We start from the raw sequence: 19,373 nt of genomic DNA, 5'->3' as shown, positions 1-19,373 counted from the left end.
TTTGTCATGCAGGCGGCTTGTCGGAGCCAGACGGGAACGGCCCGGGAGGGCCGCTCCCGGGTCATCAGCTTTCGAGGCTGCGGATGCGCTGGCGCAGTATCGAGAAGTCGAACGGCTGGCGGTTCGGCACCAGCATCAGCAGGCCGGATACCAGCACCGGCACCAGAGTGGCCAGCAGGAAGGACTCCAGCAGGTAGCGGATGGGCTCTCCCGGCGCCGGGAACAGCCAGAGGCCGGCGATCAGACCGGCCAGGGTGCTGAGTACGGCGTTATAGCTCTGATAGCGGGCGTTGTAGAAGCCGAAGAACACCGGGAAGGCGGCGGCGCAGCACAGCAGATCGGCAAGCAGGAACAGATAGAGCACGCTGAAGCCCTGAGAGGCGACGATCAGCACCGGAACGGACAACAGCATGATCAGCCAGCGCGACAGGCCAAGCAGCTTGTGGGCGCTGATGTTCGGCAGCAGGCGACGCAGGTCCACCACTATCATGCTGGAAATACCGCTGATGGTGGAGTCGGCACTGCTCATGATCAGCGCCAGCCCGAAGGGCAGCAGGCCGATGGCAAACCACAGCGGCATGTTTGGCATCAGCACGCTGAACAGGGCCACCGAGCCGTCTCCGGGCAGCCCCAGTCCCACGAATACCAGCCCGAACAGGCCCATGATGAAGATGATGGGGAAGCTGAGCACGCCGCTCAGAATGAAGCTGTTGCGGATCACCTTGTTGTCTCTGGCGGCAAACACCCGCTGCCAGGTGCCCTGATAAAAGAGGCCGGTCAGTACCACCGCAATGAAAAAGGTCAGACCGGATTTCAGGCCGGTGGTATCGAGCGGATTCAGCAAATGCGGGGCTTTTTCCTGCAGCCCGGCCAGGGCCGGTGCCAGACCGCCGGCGGCCTGCCAGCCGAACAGGATCAGCAGCAGCAGAAACGGCAGTATCACCAGCATCTGCACCCGGTCGGTGAAAATGGTGACCCTAAGCCCGCCGTACAGGGTATAGATCAGGGTGGCGCCCATCACTATGGTGGCGGTGACCCACAGCGGCACCGGCGCCAGCAGCGCCACCATCTGGGCGATGGCGGTGAGGCCGGCGGTGAGCGAGATAAACAGGTAGAACATCATGATCACCAGCACAAAGCCGTACATGCTGCGGCCATAGCGGCCGAGCACGAACTCGGTAAGGGTGTGGCCTTCGGGCATCAGCGTGCGGATGCGGCTGCCCAGCGGAATCATGATAAGCCTGGGCGCCATTGCGCCCAGGGCATAGCCGGTAATGGCTCCCACGCCACCCCAGGTGGCGGCCTGGGCGGGGCCAAACAGGATCCAGGTGCCCATGGTGGTGGCCAGCAGAGTCAGCATGGTGGCGGTGCTGTTCTGGCTGTTGCGGGCCACGACGAAGTCTTCCAGCTTGTCTTGCCGGCGGCGGGCATAGAGCAGGCCGGGAATGGCAAAGACGGCGGCAAATAAACAAAGCCACAGAACCGTGGCGGTGGTGTCCAGCATGATGTTCTCCCTTTGCCCGTTACGGACAGGCATGGCGGTGGTAGTCATTCATTGGCTACAGGGCGCCGGGCAATGGCAGGCAGATCGGGAGGGAGAGTGAGGATCAGTCATTTCCTTCCCTTCGCCGGCATTATCCGGATCAGGTTCGAAGGGTTACTGCGTGTTATCGCAGAGTCTCAGCCCGCAAGGGCTCCCCCAGGAATAGCGCCAGAGTAGGGACGCAGCCCTGGCTTGTCAATTGCCAGTCCGGCCCGCTCGATAGGGACAGTCGGTACCGGAGGCGCAAGCGCCACAGATGACGCCCACAAAAAAACGCGGCAGGGCCGCGTTTGTATTTCGGCAGCGCGGCTGGCTTATTTCACCAGCCAGTCGATGGTTTCACCGGCGCGGATCGGTACCAGCTGGTCGCCGCCCAGGGGCAGGGTGTCGTCGACGGTCCAGCTTTCCCTTACCAGGGTGATGGTGTCTTCATTGCGCGGCAGGCCGTAAAAATCCGGGCCGTAGTGGCTGGCAAAGGCTTCCAGCTTGTCCAGTGCACCGGCTTCTTCGAAGGCTTCGGCGTAGAGTTCTATCGCGGCGTGCGAGGTATAGGCGCCGGCACAGCCGCAGGCCGCTTCCTTGCGGTGCTGGAAGTGGGGGGCCGAATCGGTACCCATGAAGAATTTCTTGTTGCCGCTGGTGGCAGCCCGCACCAGTGCCTGCTGGTGGGTGTTGCGCTTGAGAATGGGCAGACAGTAGAAATGCGGGCGAATGCCGCCCGCCAGCATGTGGTTGCGATTGAACAGCAGGTGATGGGCGGTGATGGTGGCTGCCACGTTGTCGCCGGCCTGTTCCACGAAGTTCACCGCGTGTTCGGTGGTGATGTGCTCCAGCACGATTTTCAGCTGCGGGAAGTCGCGCACCACATCCGGCAGAACGGTGTCGAGGAAGACCTTTTCCCGGTCGAAGATATCGATGCGCGAGTCGGTCACCTCACCGTGCAGCAGCAGCAGGGTGCCGGTTTCCTGCATGGCTTCCAGCACCGGGTAGATGTTTTTCACATCGGTCACGCCGGAGTCGGAGTTGGTGGTGGCGCCGGCCGGGTAGAGCTTGCAGGCCATGATCTTGCCGGTGGCTTTCGCCTTGCGGATTTCCTGCGGATCCGTGTTGTCGGTCAGGTAGATGCTCATCAGCGGTTCGAACCGGCTGCCCTGCGGGCGCACCGCCAGAATGCGGTCGCGGTAGGCCAGCGCCATCTCGGTGGTGGTGGCCGGTGGCAGCAGGTTGGGCATGACGAGGGCGCGGCCCAGATAGCGGCTGGCATCGCGAACGGTATCTTTCAGCTGTTCGCCATCGCGCAGGTGCAGGTGCCAGTCGTCGGGGCGGGTGATGGTCAGTGTGGTCGTGTTTGCGGTCGTTTTTGCGGTCATAGTCGGCTCGGCGGGTTATCCATTACATCCAGAGTTTCATTATCCACTTCCCGCAGGGTTTCACCAAACTTCTGAAAATGTGAGGGGTAAACAGGCGGCCCCGATGGTGGTTTTTCTAGCCCTCACGGCACCCGCTCTCGGGCTATTAAACCCGAGCGGGGGTGTGCTATGGTCTGAATGTGACACGGGGTGTCCTGCGGCCAAAGGCCGGCAGGGCTGAGAACACACCCGTCGAACCTGATCCAGTTCATACTGGCGAAGGGATGTCAGCCAGCCGGCTAGCGGCATATTCTGCCCGTCCATGCCTTCGCCTCTAACAAGAGGTAGCAATGCAAACTTCCATCAATCTGAACGAACAGCTGGTGCTGGTTACCGGTGGCGGACGCGGCCTGGGCGAACATCTGGTGCGGGCTTTTCTGCGTGAAGGCGCGCGGGTGGTGATCAACTATCTGAACAGCGCCGAGGCCGCCGAAAAACTGGCGGCAGAGGCGCCCGGCCGGGCGCTGGCGGTGCAGGCGGATGTGTCCGATGCCGGCGCGGTGCAGGCCATGTTCGCCCACGCCCGGGAGCATTTCGGCAGCCCGATCACCACAGTAGTCAACAACGCCCTGCCGGCTTTCTCCTTCAACGGTGATGGCCGGGCCAATGCCGATCAGCTGCGCTGGGAAGATCTCAACCAGCAGCTGGAAGGCGTGGTCAGGGGCGCACTCAACACCACCCAGGCGGCACTGCCCGGCATGCGCGAGGCGGGCTTCGGCCGTATCGTCAACGTCGGTACCAACCTGTTCCAGAATCCGGTGGTGCCTTATCACGATTACACCGCCGCCAAGGCGGCGTTGCTGTCGCTGACCCGCACCCTGTCACAGGATCTGGGCCCGGACGGCATTACCGTCAACATGGTGTCCGGCGGTCTGCTGCGCACCACCGATGCCTCTGCCGCCACGCCCGAGGCGGTGTTCGACTACATCGCCGCCGCTACCCCGCTGCGGCGGGTGACCACGCCGGCGGAATTTGCCGATGCCACCCTGTTCTTCGCCTCGCCCTGGTCTCGCTCGGTCACCGGCCAGAATCTGGTGGTGGATGGCGGTCTGGTGAAAAACTGATGACGGCGGAATCACGGATGATGCACCTCAACCTGTTTCTGCTCGGTTGTGGGCATCACAAGGGGGCCTGGCGTCACCCGGCCTCATCGGTGGAACAGCTGGGAGATATCCGTTATTACGAGCGGCTGGCGCAGACCGCCGAGCGCGGCAAGCTGGACGCGGTGTTCTTCGCCGACGGCCAGTCGGCGGGCAATGTGGCCGACGGCAGCCACTGGTTTCTGGAGCCACTCACGGCCATGGCGGCCATGAGCCGGGCCACCGACCGCATCGGCCTGATCAGCACCGTCTCCAGCACCTTTTACACCCCCTTTCATGCGGCCCGGCTGGTGGCCTCGCTGGATCATATTTCCGGTGGCCGGGTCGGCTGGAACGTGGTGACCTCGATGTTCGATGTGGAGGCGCGCAACCACGGCTATGAGACCATGCCAGGCCATGCGGAGCGTTATCGCCGTGCCGATGAATTTGTGGAGGCGGTGCTCAAGCTGTGGGATTCCTGGCAGGCAGATGCGCTGACCTTAGACCGGCAGGGCCATTATGCGGATCCGGCCAGGGTGCAGCCCATCAATCATCACGGCGAATTCTTCCTGGTGGACGGGCCGCTCAATGTGCCGCGTCCGCCCCAGGGCCACCCGGTGCTGTTCCAGGCCGGTGCCTCGGAGCAGGGACGGGAGCTGGCCGCCCGGCGCGCCGAAGCCATCTACGCGGTGGCCTACGATCTGCCGGCGGCTCAGGACTACTACCGGGACATCAAGCGGCGGGTGCAGCAAGCGGGCAGAACCGCGGCTGTGCCCATCATGCCGGGGCTGGTGACCTATGTGGCCTCGACCGAAGCCGAGGCCAAAGCCAAACAGCGGGAGCTGGACGAATTGCTGCCGGTGGAAGCCTCGTTGCGCCAGCTCGGACTTTTTACCGAGCAGGACTGCATGAGCTGGGAGCTGGACGCACCGGTGCCGGCACTGCCTTCGCTGGAGGCCTTCACCGGCCCCAAGGGCCGCTACGGCACCATATTGCGGATCATCGAAACCGAGCAACCCACGGTGCGCCAGCTGCTGGGGCGGTTGGCGGCTGGCGGCGGCCACTGCACCATGGTCGGCACCCCGGAGCAGATTGCCGACAGGATGGAAAACTGGTTCCGCAACGAAGGTGCCGACGGCTTCAACCTGATGCCGCCCTCGCTGCCTGCCGGTATCGAGGATTTCGTCGAACAGGTAGTACCGGAACTGCAGCGCCGCGGCCTGTTCCGTACCGAATATCAGGGTTCCACCCTGCGCGATCATCTGGGGTTGCCCCGGCCCGAGTAAGCCTAATGTCGACGGCACACTATCATCTTCTGTGTCGTCGACTACCCTGATAACACTGATAGGATGAAGCCGGTGCTTCGACATACAATTCGGCCCTGCTGCCTCTGAAGCGACATGATCCTATGGTTAGTCAGATTGGTACAAGCGTGTGTTCTGTAACGAACAAGGAGTCGATATGCGTATTCTGATGGTACTGACCTCCCACGACCAGTTGGGGGATACCGGCGAGAAAACCGGTTTCTGGCTGGAGGAGTTTGCCGCCCCTTATTACGTGTTCAAGGATGCGGGCGCCACCATCACCCTGGTTTCACCCAAGGGCGGCCAGCCGCCGCTGGATCCGAAAAGCGATGCAACCGATGCCCAAACCGCTGCTACCGAGCGTTTTCGGGCAGATCCGGCCGCCCAGGCGGAGCTGGCCAGCACCCACAAGCTGGCCGAGGTGTCGGCAGCCGATTTTGATGCGGTGTTTTATCCCGGTGGCCACGGTCCCCTGTGGGATCTGGCGGAAGATGCCGACTCCATCGCGCTGATCGAGTCTTTTGCCGCGGCCAGCAAACCGGTGGCGGCGGTGTGCCATGCTCCGGCGGTGCTGCGCCATGTCCGTTCTGGCACCGGCAAACCCCTGGTGGACGGCAAGCGGGTGACCGGCTTTACCAACAGCGAAGAAGCCGCGGTGCAGCTGACCGACATAGTGCCTTTTCTGGTGGAGGATATGCTCCGGAAAAACGGCGGCGACTATCGCAAGGCCGATGACTGGCATCCTCATGTGGAAACCGACGGCCTGCTGGTGACCGGTCAGAACCCGGCCTCTTCCGAGCCTGCCGCCGAGGCCTTGCTGGCCCTGTTGAAGCATTAAGTTGAAGCACTGACGCTTCAGCCCGGCGGCGACAGCCGCCGCTCCAACCGTTGAAACATGGCGTCGATCAGGATGGCCACCAATGCCACCATGATGCCGCCCTGCAGCACGAAAGCCATGTTGTCGGTCAGCAGGCCGGCGATGATTACTTCCCCGAACCCCTTGGCCGCCACCGTCGACCCTATGGTGGCGGTACCGATGCTGATCACCAGTGAAATACGGATACCGGCGATGATCATCGGCAGCGCCAGCGGCAGCTCCACCGACAACAGTTGCTGGCGCGGGCTCATGCCCATGCCGCGCGCCGCCTCGCGCACGCTGGCGGGCACCTGCTGCAGGCCGGTGACGGTATTTTCATAGATCGGCAGCATGCCGTAGAGAAACAGTGCCACCAGAGTCGGTGTCAGACCGAAGCCCAGCGCCGGCACCGCCAGCGCCAGCACCGCCACCGGCGGAAAGGTCTGGCCCAGGTTGGCGATGGCCCGTGCCAGGGGCAGAAACTCCCGGCCGGCGGCACGGGTGACCAGAATGCCGCCACCCAGGGCCACCAGGGTGGCGGCGGCGATGGCGATGAATACCGCCGCCAGATGCCAGATCAGCAGGTTGAGGAAGCTGTCGCGGGGATAGATGGCAGGGGCCCGGGCATCGACCAGCGGGCGAAACAGCGGCTCCAGCCATGGCATCTTCAGGGTCATGATCAGCAACAGCAGCAGGGGGAGACCGATGGCCAGCCAGCCGCGAACAGAGGAGATCTTCATGCTCTGGCGCCCTGTTGCAGCAGATCATGCATGGTGACTCGACCGATGGGGGTGCCGTCGGCATCCACCACCTGCAGTTGTTCCGCCTGCTCCCAGATCAGCAGCGCCATGGCGTCGCGCAGGTTGGCGTTGGCCTCGATGGTGGGGGCCGGTGACGGCGATGGCTGTTGCTGTTGTTGCAAAGACAGGGGAGTCATCACCTGGCTCACCGGCTTGATGGCAAGCAAATGCAGGGAGCGGTCCATTCCGCCCACCAGACTCTGCACGAAGCCCTCTCGTGGATGGCGTAACAGGGTCTCGGGGGTATCCAGCTGCAGCAGCTCGCCCTTGTCCATCACCGCGATGACATCGGCCATCTTCATCGCTTCTTCCAGATCGTGAGTCACCATGATGATGGTAATGCCCAGCAGCTTCTGCACCCGCAACAATTCATCCTGCAGCAGCTCCCGGGTCAGTGGATCCAGGGCGCCGAAGGGTTCGTCCATCAGCAGCAGTTCCGGCCGGGCGGCGAGGGCACGGGCCACGCCCACCCGTTGCTGTTCGCCGCCCGACAGCTGGTGCGGATATTTGCCGGCAAAGGTGGCGGCATCCAGCTTGAACAGGGTCAGCAGCTCGGTGACCCGCGCATCGATATCCGCCTTTTTCCAGCCCAGCAGCCGGGGCACGGTGGCAATGTTCTGATGGATGCTGCGGTGCGGAAAGAGTCCCACCCCCTGGATCACGTAGCCGATGCGCCGCCGGAGCTGCTCCGGCGGCAGGCTGGTAACATCCTGATTGTTGATCAGGATCTGGCCGCCGCTGGGCTCTATCAGCCGGTTGATCATGCGCAGGGTGGTGGACTTGCCGCAGCCGGAAGTACCGACCAGCATGCAGAACTGGCCGCGATCTACCTTGAGCGAGAGGTTATTGACGGCCATTTGTGCGCCAAACTGTTTGCTGAGTGCTTTTACTTCGATCATGCTTTGCCGCCTCGTTGCAGGGCTATCAGGGTGTCGATGACGATGGCGAACAAAAAGGCCAGCACCAGGGTCGGCACGGCGCCGAGGATCACGAGGTCGGTGGCGGTCTGGCCCAGTCCCTGGAAGATATAGGTGCCGAAGCCGCCACCGCCCACCAGGGCCGCCACCGCCACCAGGCCGATGTTCATGGTCACCACCACTCGCAGGCCGGTGAGGATCACCGGCATGGCCAGCGGAAACTCCACCTGCCACAGTCGCTGGCGGGCATTCATGCCCATGCCGGTGGCGGCTTCCCGCACCCGGGCGTCTATCTTGTCGAAGCCCAGGGCCGTATTGCTGACGATGGGCAGCAGCGAATAGAAGAACAGCGCTATCACCGCCGGTGCGGCGCCGATGCCGCGGATACCCAGCTCGGCCAGCAGCGGGTAGCCGGTGGCGAGCAGGCTGAGGGGGATCATCAGCAGGCCGAACATGGCCAGACTGGGAATGGTCTGCAGGACATTGAGCACCGGAAAGACCATGGCCTTGAGGCGGGCCGAGCGATGACTACGCACCCCCAGCGGAATGCCGACCAGCACCGCCGGCACTATGCTGCCGAGCGACAGCTGCAGATGGCGCACCGCCTGGCCCCAGAAGTCGGTCTGGTTGTGATATTCCCGCAGCAGCGACAGATCGTCCCAGTGGCCGGCGGCCAGCAGGGCCATCACCGCCGTCATTATCAGGGTCACCAGCGCCAGCCGGGGCAGGGGACGCAAGGCCAGCTTGATGGCGGCGTCGGTGATCAGCAGCGCCAGCCAGAATATCGCCAGCCAGAAGCCGGCGTTGAGGGAAACCCGGGCCAGGGGGCTGGCATCGCTTAGCTGCTGGGATGCGCCGGCGCCGACGGCATACATCAGCGCCATCAGCGTTATCAGGGTCAGCACCAAACGGATGCGTATTGCCGTTTTGAACAGGGATGTCAGGCTGGTAAGCACTAACATCAGCAGCAGTGGCATCAGGGTATTGAGGCTGGCTGCCTCCAGCAGGCCGAGGCGCTGGCCGGGCATGATACGGTTGGGTTGCAGGCTGACGAAGGGCAGGGCAAACAGCGACAGCAGCAGGGCGAACCCGAGTATGCCGCCGACCTTGTCCAGATTGGAAAACTTCAAAAAAGACTCCTGGCACAGACTTAAAAAAACCGCCGATTTATATTGCTGTCTCTCAGCAGCAACCGAGGTGCTGGTGGTAATGCAGACAGGCGACACCAGAGCGTAAAGGAGGACAAAGGGATCTGCTCCGCCGACCTTCTGTTTCAGGGATGAAACAGAGAGCGTACATGGATGTACTTGCAGCGAGTCGGCGGAGTGGACCCTTTGTCCGATGCGTACACGTTTAACGGTGTTATTGGCAATTTTCACGCATCTTTAATCCGATGGCATCAGTCCTTCAAAAAGCCCTTGTCGGACAGGTAGCTTCTGGCGACGGCCTGGGCGCTTTCACCACCGATGGCGATGCGGCTGTTCAGCTGCTGCAGGGTCTTGACGTCCAGCGACTGGAAGATGGGTTCCAGTATGCCGGCGATCTCGGGGTGTGCCTGCAGGGTTTGCTGGCGCACTATGGGTGCCGGGGCGTAGACCGGTTGCACGCCCTTGTCGTCTTCCATGACCACCAGGCCGACCGAGGCGATGGCGCCGTCGGTGCCGTATACCATGGCGGCATTGGTGTTGTCGGTCTGCAGCGCCGCCGCCTTGATGGTGGCGGCGGTGTTACCACCGGACAGCACCAGCAGTTGATCGTCGCTCAGGGTGAAGTCATAGGTCTGCTGAAAGGCGGGCAAGACCGCCGGGCTGGAGACGAACTCGGCCGAGGCGGCCAGCTTGACCTCGCCCCCCTGGCTGACGTAGCGGCCGAAGTCGGACATGGTATGTAACTGGTTACTATCGGCGATATCCTGACGCAGCGCGATGGCCCAGGTGTTGTTGGCGTTGGCCGGCGTCAGCCACACCAGCTGGTGCTGGTCGTAATCCAGCTGTTTGGCCAGATCGTAACCCTGCTGAAAGTCTTTCCATACCGCGTCTTCTTCCCGTTGGTGAAAGAAGGCGGCGTTGCCGGTGTATTCCGGATAGATATCGATTTCGCCGGAGATGATGGCCTTGCGTACTATGGGGGTACCGCCCAGTTGAGAACGATTCTCTACCTCGAGTCCTGCATTTTCCAGCGCCAGATAGATAACATTGCCCAACAGGCCGCCTTCGGTGTCGATCTTGGAAGACACCACTATGGAGTCGGCGGCCAGAGCGGGCTGAGCCACGGCCATGGAAAGGGTAAACACGGCCGAAGCCAGCGACTTTTTCATGTCGTTTTTCCTTGTCTTGAGAATGGGTCCCGAATGCATAAGGATACTCTATGCAAAGCCAGACCCTCGGTAAACCGTTAACCGGTATTTGCGGTTCGCCTTGCTCAGCTCCTGGGCTGATTGTCTCGGCGGCCCCTTGGCTCATTTTTGTCGTTTTTCGCGATCCGCAGCCGCAATGGTCGCCAGATGCCGTGGCTGGAGAAGCAACCCCAGCCCCAGCGCAACCAGTTCAGCAGGGCGAAAGCCAGCCACAGTGCCCAGGCCAGCATCAGCAACCGGTACACCAGCAGCGGCACCGACAGCACCCAGGCCTGGGGCAGCGCGGCCTCGCTTCGATCCTGATACCAGCGCAGGGTACTGGCATAGGAGTTGTTGCCGCTGATCTGCATGTCGGGCAGGCCCAGCAGGCCCTGTTGTATGGCATAGAACAGATAGCTCAGGGCCGCGATGGTCAGCAGCACCAGGCCGATTTGGACCAGATTGAACAGCCGGCCGCTTCCGCATGCTGCCAGCGACCACGCAGGCCGAGGGCCAGCAGCCAGGCCACCACCATCAGCGCCATCCACAAGGGCACCTGGGTCAGTCCTATGCCCAGCAGTAGCCAGTGATGCAGGCGCAGCGGGGTGAAGGAGACCCGGCTCAGCCCGACGGCCAGCAGCAGGGTGATGGTCAGCAGGCTCCAGAACAGCACCGCCGGACCCATCCGCGGACCCATGGCGAACAGGATCCAGCGGTCCCGGCCCAGTTCCAGCTCGATGTTGTTGTTGACGCTGGCGCTGCCCGGCTCGATGTTCGGCGTATAGAGCAGCGGGCTGATGCCGTCATTGTGGCGCCAGTGGACGTCCAGGGTCTGGGCGCCCGGCGTCAGCGGAAAGGTCAGGGTCTGGCCCTGCAGACGGATCGGCTGGGCCTTGCCGTCGATAGTCACCGCCAGCAGTTCCACCTTGTCGGGCAGTTGCAGGCTGTGCTGGCCGCCCTGGCTGCTGCGCAGGTGCAGTCGCAGGCTGGCGTCGATTGCGCGCTTGCCGGGTTGCACCTTTAACCGGGTGTGATCGATGGTCAGGGTTTGACCGTCGACTCCGGCGGGGCGGCTGATATCGAGCCTGAGCTGCTCTCCGGGCCAGGGCCGCCATTCCGGCAGCCAGTTACCGGTCTGATCCTGATGATGGATCACCGGTATGCCGCTGCTCTCCAGATGCCAGATCGGGCTGATATCCACGCGCCAGGTTTCGGTCCAGCGACGGGTGTCGGGCGCAGTCAGGATGAGGTGCGGTATTTTCTCCAGACGGGACTGCCAGTATGCCTGTTGCTGGCTGGCGGCAAGATCGAGCATGACCTTGCCGTCCTGTACGCGCACGCCGTCGGTGAGTACCGACTCACCCGGCAGCAGCGGTATCTCCAGTGAGATAGGTTGTCCGGCCGGCGATTGGCGGGAGACCCGGGTTTCGACCATCCAGTCCAGATCGAGCCGCAGTATCCGCTCCACCCGGACAAAATCCGGCAGCATGCCGGGCTCCAGTCTGTTGTGCTCCGCCGCGGCGCTTTGCGGGCGGATCCGGTTCAACTGCAGCTGATCGCCGGGCACACCATTTTCATCCACCCCTTGCAGGGCCCAGCCATCCATCTGTGTTTCTATCCGATGAGGGCGCAGGCTCAGGGGCAGCTGTACGCCGTCCTGCTCGGGCAGGGGTCCACTCAGCCTGACCCGGTGAATGCCCGCCGACAGCGGCAGATAAAGGGTGCCGGTTCTATCACGCAGCAGCGCCTCGGCCACTACCCCCTCTATCAGTACCCGGCGCGGCATCCAGTGATCGGTGTTGGCCGGCAGGGGCACGGCGACCGCTTCCTGGGCATGTACTTCCAGTTCGGCATCGAGTTGTTGCGGGCTGACAGTCAGGCGCAGAATGGATATCTGGGCACAGTCAGGCAGGCAGTCGGGCGGAGCCAGCAGCCGGGTTTTCAGTTGCTCGAGCAGCCGGGCATCCGGCATGTCCGCCCGGGCCGGGCTCGGCAGGGTCAACAACAGCAGCAGCGAAACCGGCAGCCATATCGGCACCAGAGCCGACAACAGGCCCTGTTGCAGATGGAAGCCGCGACCACGGCTGAAGCTTACCCCCGCCATACGCAGTACCAGCAGGCTGACCAGTGCCACCCGCAGCAGGTTCAGCAGCAGATTGATGCCGGGTGACAGCAGCACCAGCCGGATCTGCTGATCCCGTTGCACCGGGCCGTTCCAGCTTAGCTCGACGCTGTTCCATTGCCAGTTCGGCAGGCCGGGGCCGGTTTGCACCCGGGCATCGGGATCGAGTTGCGTCAGCGGTTTGCCCTGGCCGGAGGCATAGGACGAGGCCTGCCGCTTGTCGGCCAGTTCCCGCAACGGTGCCGTGGCCGGTAATGTCTGTTCGGCGCCGGTGGTCATTTCCATCGGGGCTTCGGCTTCGACGGGAAAGGGGTTATAGGCCGAGGCCTGCGCCAGCTGCGGGTACATGGCGGTGCGCACCTCGGCCACCATGAAGGGAATGGCGATCAGCAGCAGCACCAGCAGACTGAGATTGCGATAACCGATCATCCCCTGTCGCAGCCGGCCGGCGGGCAGCACCCGCAGCAGCGCCGTGGCCGCCAGCAGATGCAGCCAGACCCAGCGCGGTGGCCCCATGCCGGTGGACTGGTGCCAGATCAGAACCAGGGTCAGCAGGGCCAGCAAGCCCCATTGCCAGCCCCAGAGGCGATAGGCGGCCAGGGCGGCGATCAGCACCAGAAACAAATCCAGCAGGGTCCAGCGTTGCAGCCAGGTACTGGGGGCGTTATCCATGCCCGAGGCGGAAAAGAGCTTCCAGCCCGGCGGCAGGTGCAGCCGGGTGTGCAGGCTTTGCAGGTCGGTATCCCAGCCCACCGCCGGCAGGGTGCGGATGTCCCCCTCATAGCGGCTGTCGGCACTGAGATTGAGCGCCCCCCGACGGACTTCCACGCCCAGCCGGTCCGAGTCTTCCTGACGGGTAATAAACTGGGGCTGGCCGTCGATGGAAACCCGGCCCAGTTGCAGGGCCGGGGTGGTTTCCAGCCGCCAGCCCCGGGTCATGCGGCCGGTGATGCTGTCCTGCACCGTGTAGCCACCCCCGTCGAAATCCAGCCACAGCTGGCGCTGCAGGCCGAGCCGATCCGGCTCTGGCTCCCGGTCGCCGCGCCGGATCACCCTGAGCTGCATCTGTTCACCCTGGCCGAGCTGGTAGGCGGGCAGACGTTGCCAGTCTTGCGGCAGACTGGTTTGCTGTGGATCGATGGCGACCAAATTCTCGACCTCGACCAGCCGCAGCTGATTGACGGCCTGGAACACCCAGACTTCCTGTTCCGGCCAGGGAGCGGGCACGGTGGGCGCGGCGAGGCGGGTCACCGGGTCCGGATGACGGCTGAGCAGGCGGATGCTCCAGCGACCGGGGCGTACCTGTACCCGCAAGCGGCCGTCGGGTTCGAGCCTGGCGGGCAGGGGGCTGTCGAGTTGCAGCGGGATCTGCTGGTCGAGCAGCATCGGGCCCAGCAGCAGTTCGCGTTGCTCACCGGCCACCTCCAGATTGAGCAGGGTGGTGATCTGCAGGGGAATGTTGTCTTCGACCTTGCGATACACCTGCAGCGTCAGTGCATCTCCCCGAGGGGGGGTATCCTCGGCACCGGCCTTGCGTTGGCCGAGCCAGAGGCGGCCTGTTTTATCCAGTTCCGGCCACGCTACCTGTTTATTATTGATAGTGAGTGCCAGCAAGCCGGTGGCGGGGTTGAGGGGCAACGTTGTCGGCAATCGGGTCCACTGCCATTGGCCTTCGATGAGATGTTTCCCGGCGGGCAGCTTGATTCGGGGTGTGCCCTTGTCCGCCGATACCGGCATCGGTTCGCCGTTAACGGTGATCTGCTGGGGCCAGTATTTATGGTCGCCGGGCAGTCGCACCCAGCTTTCCCGATAGAGTTGCCATTGCTGGCTGAAGCGACCGCCGTTATCACTCAGGTTCAGCGCCAGCCGGGTGGGCCAGGCGCACTGGTAGGCGGTCCCCTGATGGTAGACAAAGGGGCAGTGACGCTGTTCTTCGCCGTGCAGTACCCAGTCAATCCAGGGTTGCAGCGGAGCAGGTACCTGCTCCGGACTCAGGGCCCTGCCCGTGAACGGCAGCAAGGTCAACATCAACAAGAAAACCATGGTGACGGGGCGCATAGGGTTCCTTCCTTGGCAGCGACGGCGATATCGGCATTGTTATGAGCCTGATGGTCGGTTGGCAACGATGTGGCCGATAGATTATCAAGCGTAGCAGGAGCTGGCAGGAAATAGAGTCAAACGGCAATAGATCTGGGTTGCCTTAACGGTCGACATTCTCCGAGGGATGGCTGTCTGGTGCGGGGAGAAGACGGCTTTTTTATTTCGAAACGTAATTTTATAGCTTCTTATATATCCAAAAATAGCATAAAAGCGGGTTCATATGTGTCGGCTGTTGCAAAATGCTGCACTTTTGGTTTTTTTCTAGTCGGTTCTGCTATAAAGTCGCAGCGTCTTTAGCGTATGAGATGGATTTTCGCCCATCAAAGGATGACTATGAACCAAACACAACCTCTTCTGCTTCGGGTCGCCAACAGCGGCAGCCTGGTCACTCAAATCCTGATCGGCATCATCGCCGGTACCCTGCTGGCAGTTGCATCGCCGGCCACCGCCACCTCGGTCGGCCTGTTGGGCAGCCTGTTTGTCAGCGCGCTCAAGGCCGTGGCGCCGGTGCTGGTGTTCGTGCTGGTGGCCTCGTCCATCGCCAACCACAAGCAGGGCAACCAGACCAGCATCAAGCCGATACTGTCGTTGTACCTGCTGGGTACCTTTGCCGCCGCTCTGACCGCGGTGGTGATGAGCTTTGTCTTCCCCACCGAGCTGGTGCTGGTGACCAGCGGCGCCGAGGCCTCTCCGCCCGAGGGCATCGGTGAGGTGATGCAGACCCTGCTGTTCAAGGTAGTGGATAATCCCGTCAATGCGCTGCTGACCGGTAACTTCATCGGTGTGCTGGCCTGGGCCATCGGCCTGGGTCTGGCCATGCGTCATGGTGCCGACTCCACCAAGCACCTGTTCCGGGATGTTGCCAACGGCGTGTCCGGCATCGTCAAGTTCGTGATCCGGCTGGCGCCTGTCGGTATTTTCGGCCTGGTGGCCAGCACCATCGCCGACACCGGCTTCGAGGCCCTGTGGGGTTACGCCCAGCTGCTGGCGGTACTGATCGGCTCCATGATGATCATCGCCCTGGTGATGAACCCGCTGATCGTCTATTACAAGATCCGTCGCAATCCTTATCCGCTGGTGTTCAAGTGCCTGCGTGAGAGCGGCGTGACCGCCTTCTTCACCCGCAGCTCCGCCGCCAACATTCCGGTCAACATGGACCTGTGCAAGCGGCTGGATCTGCATGAAGACACCTATTCGGTGTCCATCCCGCTGGGAGCCACCATCAACATGGGCGGCGCCGCCATCACCATTACCGTGCTGACCCTGGCCGCGGTGCATACTCTGGGTATCGAGGTAGACATCGCCACCGCCCTGCTGCTGAGTGTGATCGCATCTGTTTCTGCCTGTGGCGCCTCCGGCGTGGCCGGTGGCTCGCTGCTGCTGATCCCGCTGGCCTGCAGCCTGTTCGGTATCTCCAACGAGGTGGCGATGCAGGTGGTGGCCGTGGGCTTCATCATCGGCGTGCTGCAGGATTCGGCAGAAACCGGCCTCAACAGCTCTACCGACGTGCTGTTTACCGCCGCCGCCTGCCAGGCCGATCAGCACAAGGCCTGAACCGACAGTAAACCATCCCGGTAATCCAAAGGCCGGTTGGCGCACGCCAACCGGCCTTTTGCATTTCATGCCTGACGACGCTGGTGGCCGGATCAGCCTGACTTTTTGGCGGCAAGCTGCTGTTTTGCCGCTGCCGGCAACTGGCTGAAACGCTCGCCCAGGGTCAGTTCCAGCTGGCGGAGGCGGCGTTGCAGCTCGGCCTGCTGGGGTGCGGCTACCGTTTCCAGCAATTCATGGAGTGCCAGATATTCCTTGCGTGCTTCCAGCTCCGGCGGCAGGAAACCGGCGTTTTTCAGCAGCCGGTAGCCGGCACGCAGCGGCTCGGGAACCTGGTTGTCGTCTTCCAGTACCAGCGGTTTGCCGGCACCGGGAAGGTTATCGAGCTGACCTTCCCGCCGGGCCTTGTCGATGGCCTGTTCGGCCAGCTTGTCGATTAACCACATGTTGCCTCCTGTCTGTGGCAGAGGGGGTGACCGGCCTATCCGCCGAAAAAGAAAAACCAGATTGGCACCGGCGCCACGGCCAGGGCTGTCAGCATAATAAAACCGTGAAAGGGGATCAGCCTGCTCATGCCCACCACCAGGCCGATGCCGCCGCCGCCGCCAATCAGGGTATTGCCCGGCAGGTTGAGGGCGGCGGCAATGGTCAGGTAGCGGTATTTCAGCAGCAGCGGTGCGATGCGTCTGGGGAGCCGCTCGCCGAGCAGGGCCAGCCGTTGTTGCCGGCCCAGGGGAGCCAGCTGTCTGACCAGATCGCCGGCCTGGTACAGGTGCAGCCAGTTCAGCAGGCAGCGGATCAGGGGAGGCGGAATGAGCCAACCGATCAGGAAGCTGAGCGACAGGGCGGCAAGGGTGCACAGGTAAACCAGCAGGGCGCCCTCGCTGCCCAGCAGCATCATCAACGCCAGCCCGATTTCTATGCCGGGCATGAAGGGTATCGCCATCAGCAGAATATAGAGGCAGGCTGCCGTCAGTATCACCAAACCGATCAGCGTATCGTGCCGGGGAAACAGCTGCAGGTTGAGCTGGCGGGCCAGCCAGCCGCCCCCTATGTTCAGCACGATGATAATGCCGACCAGCAGGGCGAGTCGGAGGTAGCGGGCCAGTCGGCTATTTCCGTCAGGATCTTGATGTGAGTCAGTCATATACGCCTTTCACGAGCATGGCATGCCTTATTGCTAAAGGGTGCCTCTGAACCAGTATTCCCGGCGGGTATTCCAGTACCAGCGTTCCTTGGTCCAGACAAAGCCGACCTCGGCGGTGCGGCCCTTCACCACCCCTTGCCAGCTTATCTTGCCGTGGGTCGGACTCTCGGTCACCGCGGTGAAATGAATGGCACCGTCAACTTCGGTGGTTGAATACTCTGCACTCCCGAAATGATAGGGCTCGCAGGACACCGAGGTGAACAGGCCGTCGTGAAAGGTGATTTCCTCGTGTTCATCCGGGTCGAGGGGCTTGCCCGCCTCGCCATTGAGGCCGACAAAGCTCATCCCGTCCAGTAGTCCTGGCGTGGCCTGCACGCCGCTCGGGACCGTCCCCAGCAGGGCGATCAGCAGGCCATACCGAAGCAGGATGTTCATCGGGCGCCTCCAGCAGGCGGGAAAAATATCGCATCAGAGTGTGCGCTCACTTTCCATTTTAGCAGGCTGAGCCGCCCGGAGGGCGGCTAGTCGGCGGTCTGGTTGTCCCGGCTCAGTTTGAGGTAGACCCCCAGGCCGGCCAGCATGGCCACCGCGGCCATCAGCATCCATACCGCATTGATCAGCTGGTTGCCGCCATCGCCGTCGAGCAGAGACTTGAACATCAGCAGCAGGGCTTCGATAGAAACCGCAATGATGATGGCCGCCATGAAGCGGGAGATGGTGCGCCGGGTCGAGTCGTGATGGTGGATATCCTTGTTCACCAGCACCTCTTCCTCGAGGATGGTCTTGCCCAGGTCGAAAATCGACATCCCCAGGGTGATCAGGATAACGGTGCCGAAGGCGCCGGTCGCGATATTGCTGTCTTCATCGAACACCGACACCAGAGATTCGAACGCCGAATACAACAACAGCGCCGCCACCAGGATCAGCAGGCCGCCGATCAGGCCGTAGATCCACTGGAAGTAGTGATGGCAGCGAAAGCGCATCTCGTCGCCGTTGAGGTAGGAAATCAGGCGGCGCAGGTTGAAGTTGATCACCAGGTAACCGCGATCGCGGCCTTGCTCGTCCACCAGATGCTGTACCACCGATATGGCCAGTTGATGGGTGGCATTCGACAGGTAGGGGCTGGTGACCACAACGGCATTGGCCTGCTGTTTTGCGGCCAGCACATAGGGACGCTGGCTGCGGTCACTGCCCTTGCCCAGCGAACGGCGCTGGCGCTCGCTCATGGTGGGGCTGTTGGCGGAGTCCATCAGCTGGATGCCGTCGCTGTCCAGACTGTAAAGCAGCTCAACAAAGGGATAGGCCCGGCTGAGGTAGTCGATGCTCTGCTGTTGGGCCTGACTGTCCTGCAACAGCGCAGGCCCGTTCAGGCTGGTCATGATCGATTCCATCAGGCTGTGGATGACGGACTCGTATTGCTGGTACTGCTCCAGCAGGCGGAAATGATTGTGGGTGCTCACGGCTGAGGGGTTCTCTGGCTTGCAATGGGTGAATGCTGAGGTCACGACTGTAGCGCAAGTAGATGACAGTATTCGATATGGAAACCAGATAATTGTTAAGGATGTGATCTCGTCGGGAGCAGGGCTGCTGGCTGATGTTGGGCAGCGGGGCGCCGCTCAACAGGGATCAGGCCAGCTCGTCGTCGCCGCCGGCAGGCTCCGGGTCTGGAGAACGTAAAAAGGCCGGTGAGTAATTCCAAGCCATTCCCCTTTCGTGTGCATAAGGTGAGTGGTTGATAACACATGGATGCACATCCATACTGTATTTACATACAGCTAATGGGTGGCATCCATGGGACAGATATCCGGCCAAGCACCTCAACCAAGGGTTCCAGAGAAAACCGCAGATAATGTCGATCTGAACGTCTGCGTGAACCCAACTTGCCAAAACTTCAACATATCCCCTACCCAGAGTAGAAAAGACCCACACTACAAACTGACAGGAATGAAAAAAGAATCATGCATTCAGTGTGTTAGCTGTGGTCGTATCTACATGATAAAGAGCAACATTGCTGTCTCTGAAGAGGTAGAGCGACTTCGTTACAAACCAGTATTATCCAAGGTCTACCGGCAGGATGGATTCGGCTGCCACAACATAGAATGCCCACAATTTGGGCTCTATGCTGATGCACCTAGCACTCTTTACCGCCGTAGAGGACTGACTTCTGCGGGTCATCCTCGGTTCCAATGCAAGGCATGTGACACCACCTT

16 protein-coding genes and 2 riboswitches are annotated in these 19,373 nt (G+C 62.1%); of the genes, 4 read left to right on the top strand and 12 right to left on the bottom strand.

What is annotated here, in order from left to right; translation table 11 throughout:
- Positions 1-64: 64 nt before the first annotated feature.
- A complete protein-coding gene (locus BFR47_RS01510; protein WP_071471426.1) occupies positions 65-1,504 on the bottom strand; it encodes a sodium:solute symporter family transporter in 1,440 nt (479 codons plus the stop codon).
- A 99-nt stretch (positions 1,505-1,603) separates the two neighbouring features.
- A riboswitch (TPP riboswitch) is annotated at positions 1,604-1,711 on the bottom strand.
- 146 nt (positions 1,712-1,857) lie between these two features.
- Positions 1,858-2,913 (bottom strand): dihydroorotase, encoded by a 1,056-nt coding sequence (pyrC, locus tag BFR47_RS01505; protein ID WP_071471425.1) that lies wholly within the window; start codon positions 2,911-2,913, stop codon positions 1,858-1,860.
- Between the two features lie 175 nt (positions 2,914-3,088).
- Positions 3,089-3,194, top strand: a riboswitch (TPP riboswitch).
- Positions 3,195-3,242: 48 nt separating this feature from the next.
- Between pyrC and BFR47_RS01500 the strand changes: the two genes are divergently transcribed.
- The 3 genes from BFR47_RS01500 to BFR47_RS01490 all read left to right on the top strand — a co-directional run bounded on the left by BFR47_RS01500 (position 3,243) and on the right by BFR47_RS01490 (position 6,173).
- Positions 3,243-4,016: a 3-oxoacyl-ACP reductase gene (locus tag BFR47_RS01500; RefSeq protein WP_071471424.1), complete on the top strand. Its 774-nt coding sequence runs from the start codon at positions 3,243-3,245 to the stop codon at positions 4,014-4,016.
- Positions 4,016-5,317, top strand: a complete 1,302-nt coding sequence (locus tag BFR47_RS01495) for an LLM class flavin-dependent oxidoreductase (RefSeq protein ID WP_217645423.1) — start codon at positions 4,016-4,018, stop codon at positions 5,315-5,317. The genes BFR47_RS01500 and BFR47_RS01495 overlap by 1 nt, the downstream gene beginning before the upstream one ends.
- Positions 5,318-5,492: 175 nt before the next feature.
- Positions 5,493-6,173: a type 1 glutamine amidotransferase domain-containing protein gene (locus BFR47_RS01490; RefSeq protein WP_071471423.1), complete on the top strand. Its 681-nt coding sequence runs from the start codon at positions 5,493-5,495 to the stop codon at positions 6,171-6,173.
- Between the two features lie 17 nt (positions 6,174-6,190).
- Here the strand turns inward: BFR47_RS01490 and BFR47_RS01485 are convergent, their stop codons facing one another.
- The 6 genes from BFR47_RS01485 to BFR47_RS01460 all read right to left on the bottom strand — a co-directional run bounded on the left by BFR47_RS01485 (position 6,191) and on the right by BFR47_RS01460 (position 14,423).
- Complete coding sequence (locus BFR47_RS01485) at positions 6,191-6,931, bottom strand: ABC transporter permease (RefSeq protein WP_139215079.1); 741 nt, start codon at positions 6,929-6,931, stop codon at positions 6,191-6,193.
- Complete coding sequence (locus tag BFR47_RS01480; protein WP_071471422.1) at positions 6,928-7,890, bottom strand: ABC transporter ATP-binding protein; 963 nt, start codon at positions 7,888-7,890, stop codon at positions 6,928-6,930. Before BFR47_RS01480 ends, BFR47_RS01485 begins: the two co-directional genes overlap by 4 nt.
- On the bottom strand, positions 7,887-9,038 hold the full coding sequence (locus tag BFR47_RS01475; RefSeq protein ID WP_071471421.1) for an ABC transporter permease: 1,152 nt from the start codon (positions 9,036-9,038) through the stop codon (positions 7,887-7,889). Before BFR47_RS01475 ends, BFR47_RS01480 begins: the two co-directional genes overlap by 4 nt.
- 269 nt (positions 9,039-9,307) lie before the next feature.
- The gene (gene osmF / locus BFR47_RS01470) at positions 9,308-10,225 is read right to left on the bottom strand and encodes a glycine betaine ABC transporter substrate-binding protein OsmF (RefSeq protein ID WP_083398962.1); all 918 of its coding nucleotides are present in this window, start codon (positions 10,223-10,225) and stop codon (positions 9,308-9,310) included.
- A gap of 104 nt (positions 10,226-10,329) precedes the next feature.
- Complete coding sequence (locus tag BFR47_RS01465; RefSeq protein WP_071471420.1) at positions 10,330-10,686, bottom strand: hypothetical protein; 357 nt, start codon at positions 10,684-10,686, stop codon at positions 10,330-10,332.
- Entirely contained in the window at positions 10,677-14,423 is a 3,747-nt protein-coding gene (locus BFR47_RS01460; RefSeq protein WP_071471419.1) for a hypothetical protein, read from the bottom strand. Before BFR47_RS01460 ends, BFR47_RS01465 begins: the two co-directional genes overlap by 10 nt.
- Positions 14,424-14,798: 375 nt before the next feature.
- On the opposite strand from BFR47_RS01460, the gene sstT reads away from it, so the two are divergent.
- Positions 14,799-16,019 (top strand): serine/threonine transporter SstT, encoded by a 1,221-nt coding sequence (gene sstT, locus BFR47_RS01455; RefSeq protein WP_071471418.1) that lies wholly within the window; start codon positions 14,799-14,801, stop codon positions 16,017-16,019.
- A 92-nt stretch (positions 16,020-16,111) separates the two neighbouring features.
- Here sstT and BFR47_RS01450 read toward each other — a convergent pair whose 3' ends face one another.
- The 4 genes from BFR47_RS01450 to BFR47_RS01435 all read right to left on the bottom strand — a co-directional run bounded on the left by BFR47_RS01450 (position 16,112) and on the right by BFR47_RS01435 (position 18,623).
- The gene (locus BFR47_RS01450) at positions 16,112-16,462 is read right to left on the bottom strand and encodes a DnaJ family domain-containing protein (protein ID WP_071471417.1); all 351 of its coding nucleotides are present in this window, start codon (positions 16,460-16,462) and stop codon (positions 16,112-16,114) included.
- 35 nt (positions 16,463-16,497) lie between these two features.
- Positions 16,498-17,163, bottom strand: a complete 666-nt coding sequence (locus BFR47_RS01445) for a hypothetical protein (protein WP_071471416.1) — start codon at positions 17,161-17,163, stop codon at positions 16,498-16,500.
- Between the two features lie 33 nt (positions 17,164-17,196).
- Complete coding sequence (locus BFR47_RS01440) at positions 17,197-17,598, bottom strand: hypothetical protein (protein WP_071471415.1); 402 nt, start codon at positions 17,596-17,598, stop codon at positions 17,197-17,199.
- Between the two features lie 86 nt (positions 17,599-17,684).
- Positions 17,685-18,623: a PDC sensor domain-containing protein gene (locus tag BFR47_RS01435; RefSeq protein WP_071471414.1), complete on the bottom strand. Its 939-nt coding sequence runs from the start codon at positions 18,621-18,623 to the stop codon at positions 17,685-17,687.
- Between the last annotated feature and the right edge of the window lie 750 nt (positions 18,624-19,373).

Source organism: Oceanisphaera psychrotolerans (genome assembly GCF_001870485.1).
Classification (GTDB): domain Bacteria; phylum Pseudomonadota; class Gammaproteobacteria; order Enterobacterales; family Aeromonadaceae; genus Oceanimonas; species Oceanimonas psychrotolerans.
Note: the sequence above shows the minus strand (reverse complement) of the source record. Positions and strands in the feature narration are given on the sequence as shown.

Bases quoted from the DNA above. Each gene is read 5' to 3' on its own strand.
- BFR47_RS01510 (WP_071471426.1), bottom strand. From the start codon at position 1,504: ATGCTGGACACCACCGCCACGGTTCTGTGGCTTTGTTTATTTGCCGCC.
- BFR47_RS01450 (WP_071471417.1), bottom strand. From the start codon at position 16,462: ATGTGGTTAATCGACAAGCTGGCCGAACAGGCCATCGACAAGGCCCGG.
- BFR47_RS01485 (WP_139215079.1), bottom strand. From the start codon at position 6,931: ATGAAGATCTCCTCTGTTCGCGGCTGGCTGGCCATCGGTCTCCCCCTG.
- BFR47_RS01490 (WP_071471423.1), top strand. From the start codon at position 5,493: ATGCGTATTCTGATGGTACTGACCTCCCACGACCAGTTGGGGGATACC.
- BFR47_RS01495 (WP_217645423.1), top strand. From the start codon at position 4,016: ATGACGGCGGAATCACGGATGATGCACCTCAACCTGTTTCTGCTCGGT.
- pyrC (WP_071471425.1), bottom strand. From the start codon at position 2,913: ATGACCGCAAAAACGACCGCAAACACGACCACACTGACCATCACCCGC.
- osmF (WP_083398962.1), bottom strand. From the start codon at position 10,225: ATGAAAAAGTCGCTGGCTTCGGCCGTGTTTACCCTTTCCATGGCCGTG.
- BFR47_RS01445 (WP_071471416.1), bottom strand. From the start codon at position 17,163: ATGACTGACTCACATCAAGATCCTGACGGAAATAGCCGACTGGCCCGC.
- BFR47_RS01440 (WP_071471415.1), bottom strand. From the start codon at position 17,598: ATGAACATCCTGCTTCGGTATGGCCTGCTGATCGCCCTGCTGGGGACG.
- BFR47_RS01480 (WP_071471422.1), bottom strand. From the start codon at position 7,890: ATGATCGAAGTAAAAGCACTCAGCAAACAGTTTGGCGCACAAATGGCC.
- BFR47_RS01500 (WP_071471424.1), top strand. From the start codon at position 3,243: ATGCAAACTTCCATCAATCTGAACGAACAGCTGGTGCTGGTTACCGGT.
- sstT (WP_071471418.1), top strand. From the start codon at position 14,799: ATGAACCAAACACAACCTCTTCTGCTTCGGGTCGCCAACAGCGGCAGC.
- BFR47_RS01460 (WP_071471419.1), bottom strand. From the start codon at position 14,423: ATGCGCCCCGTCACCATGGTTTTCTTGTTGATGTTGACCTTGCTGCCG.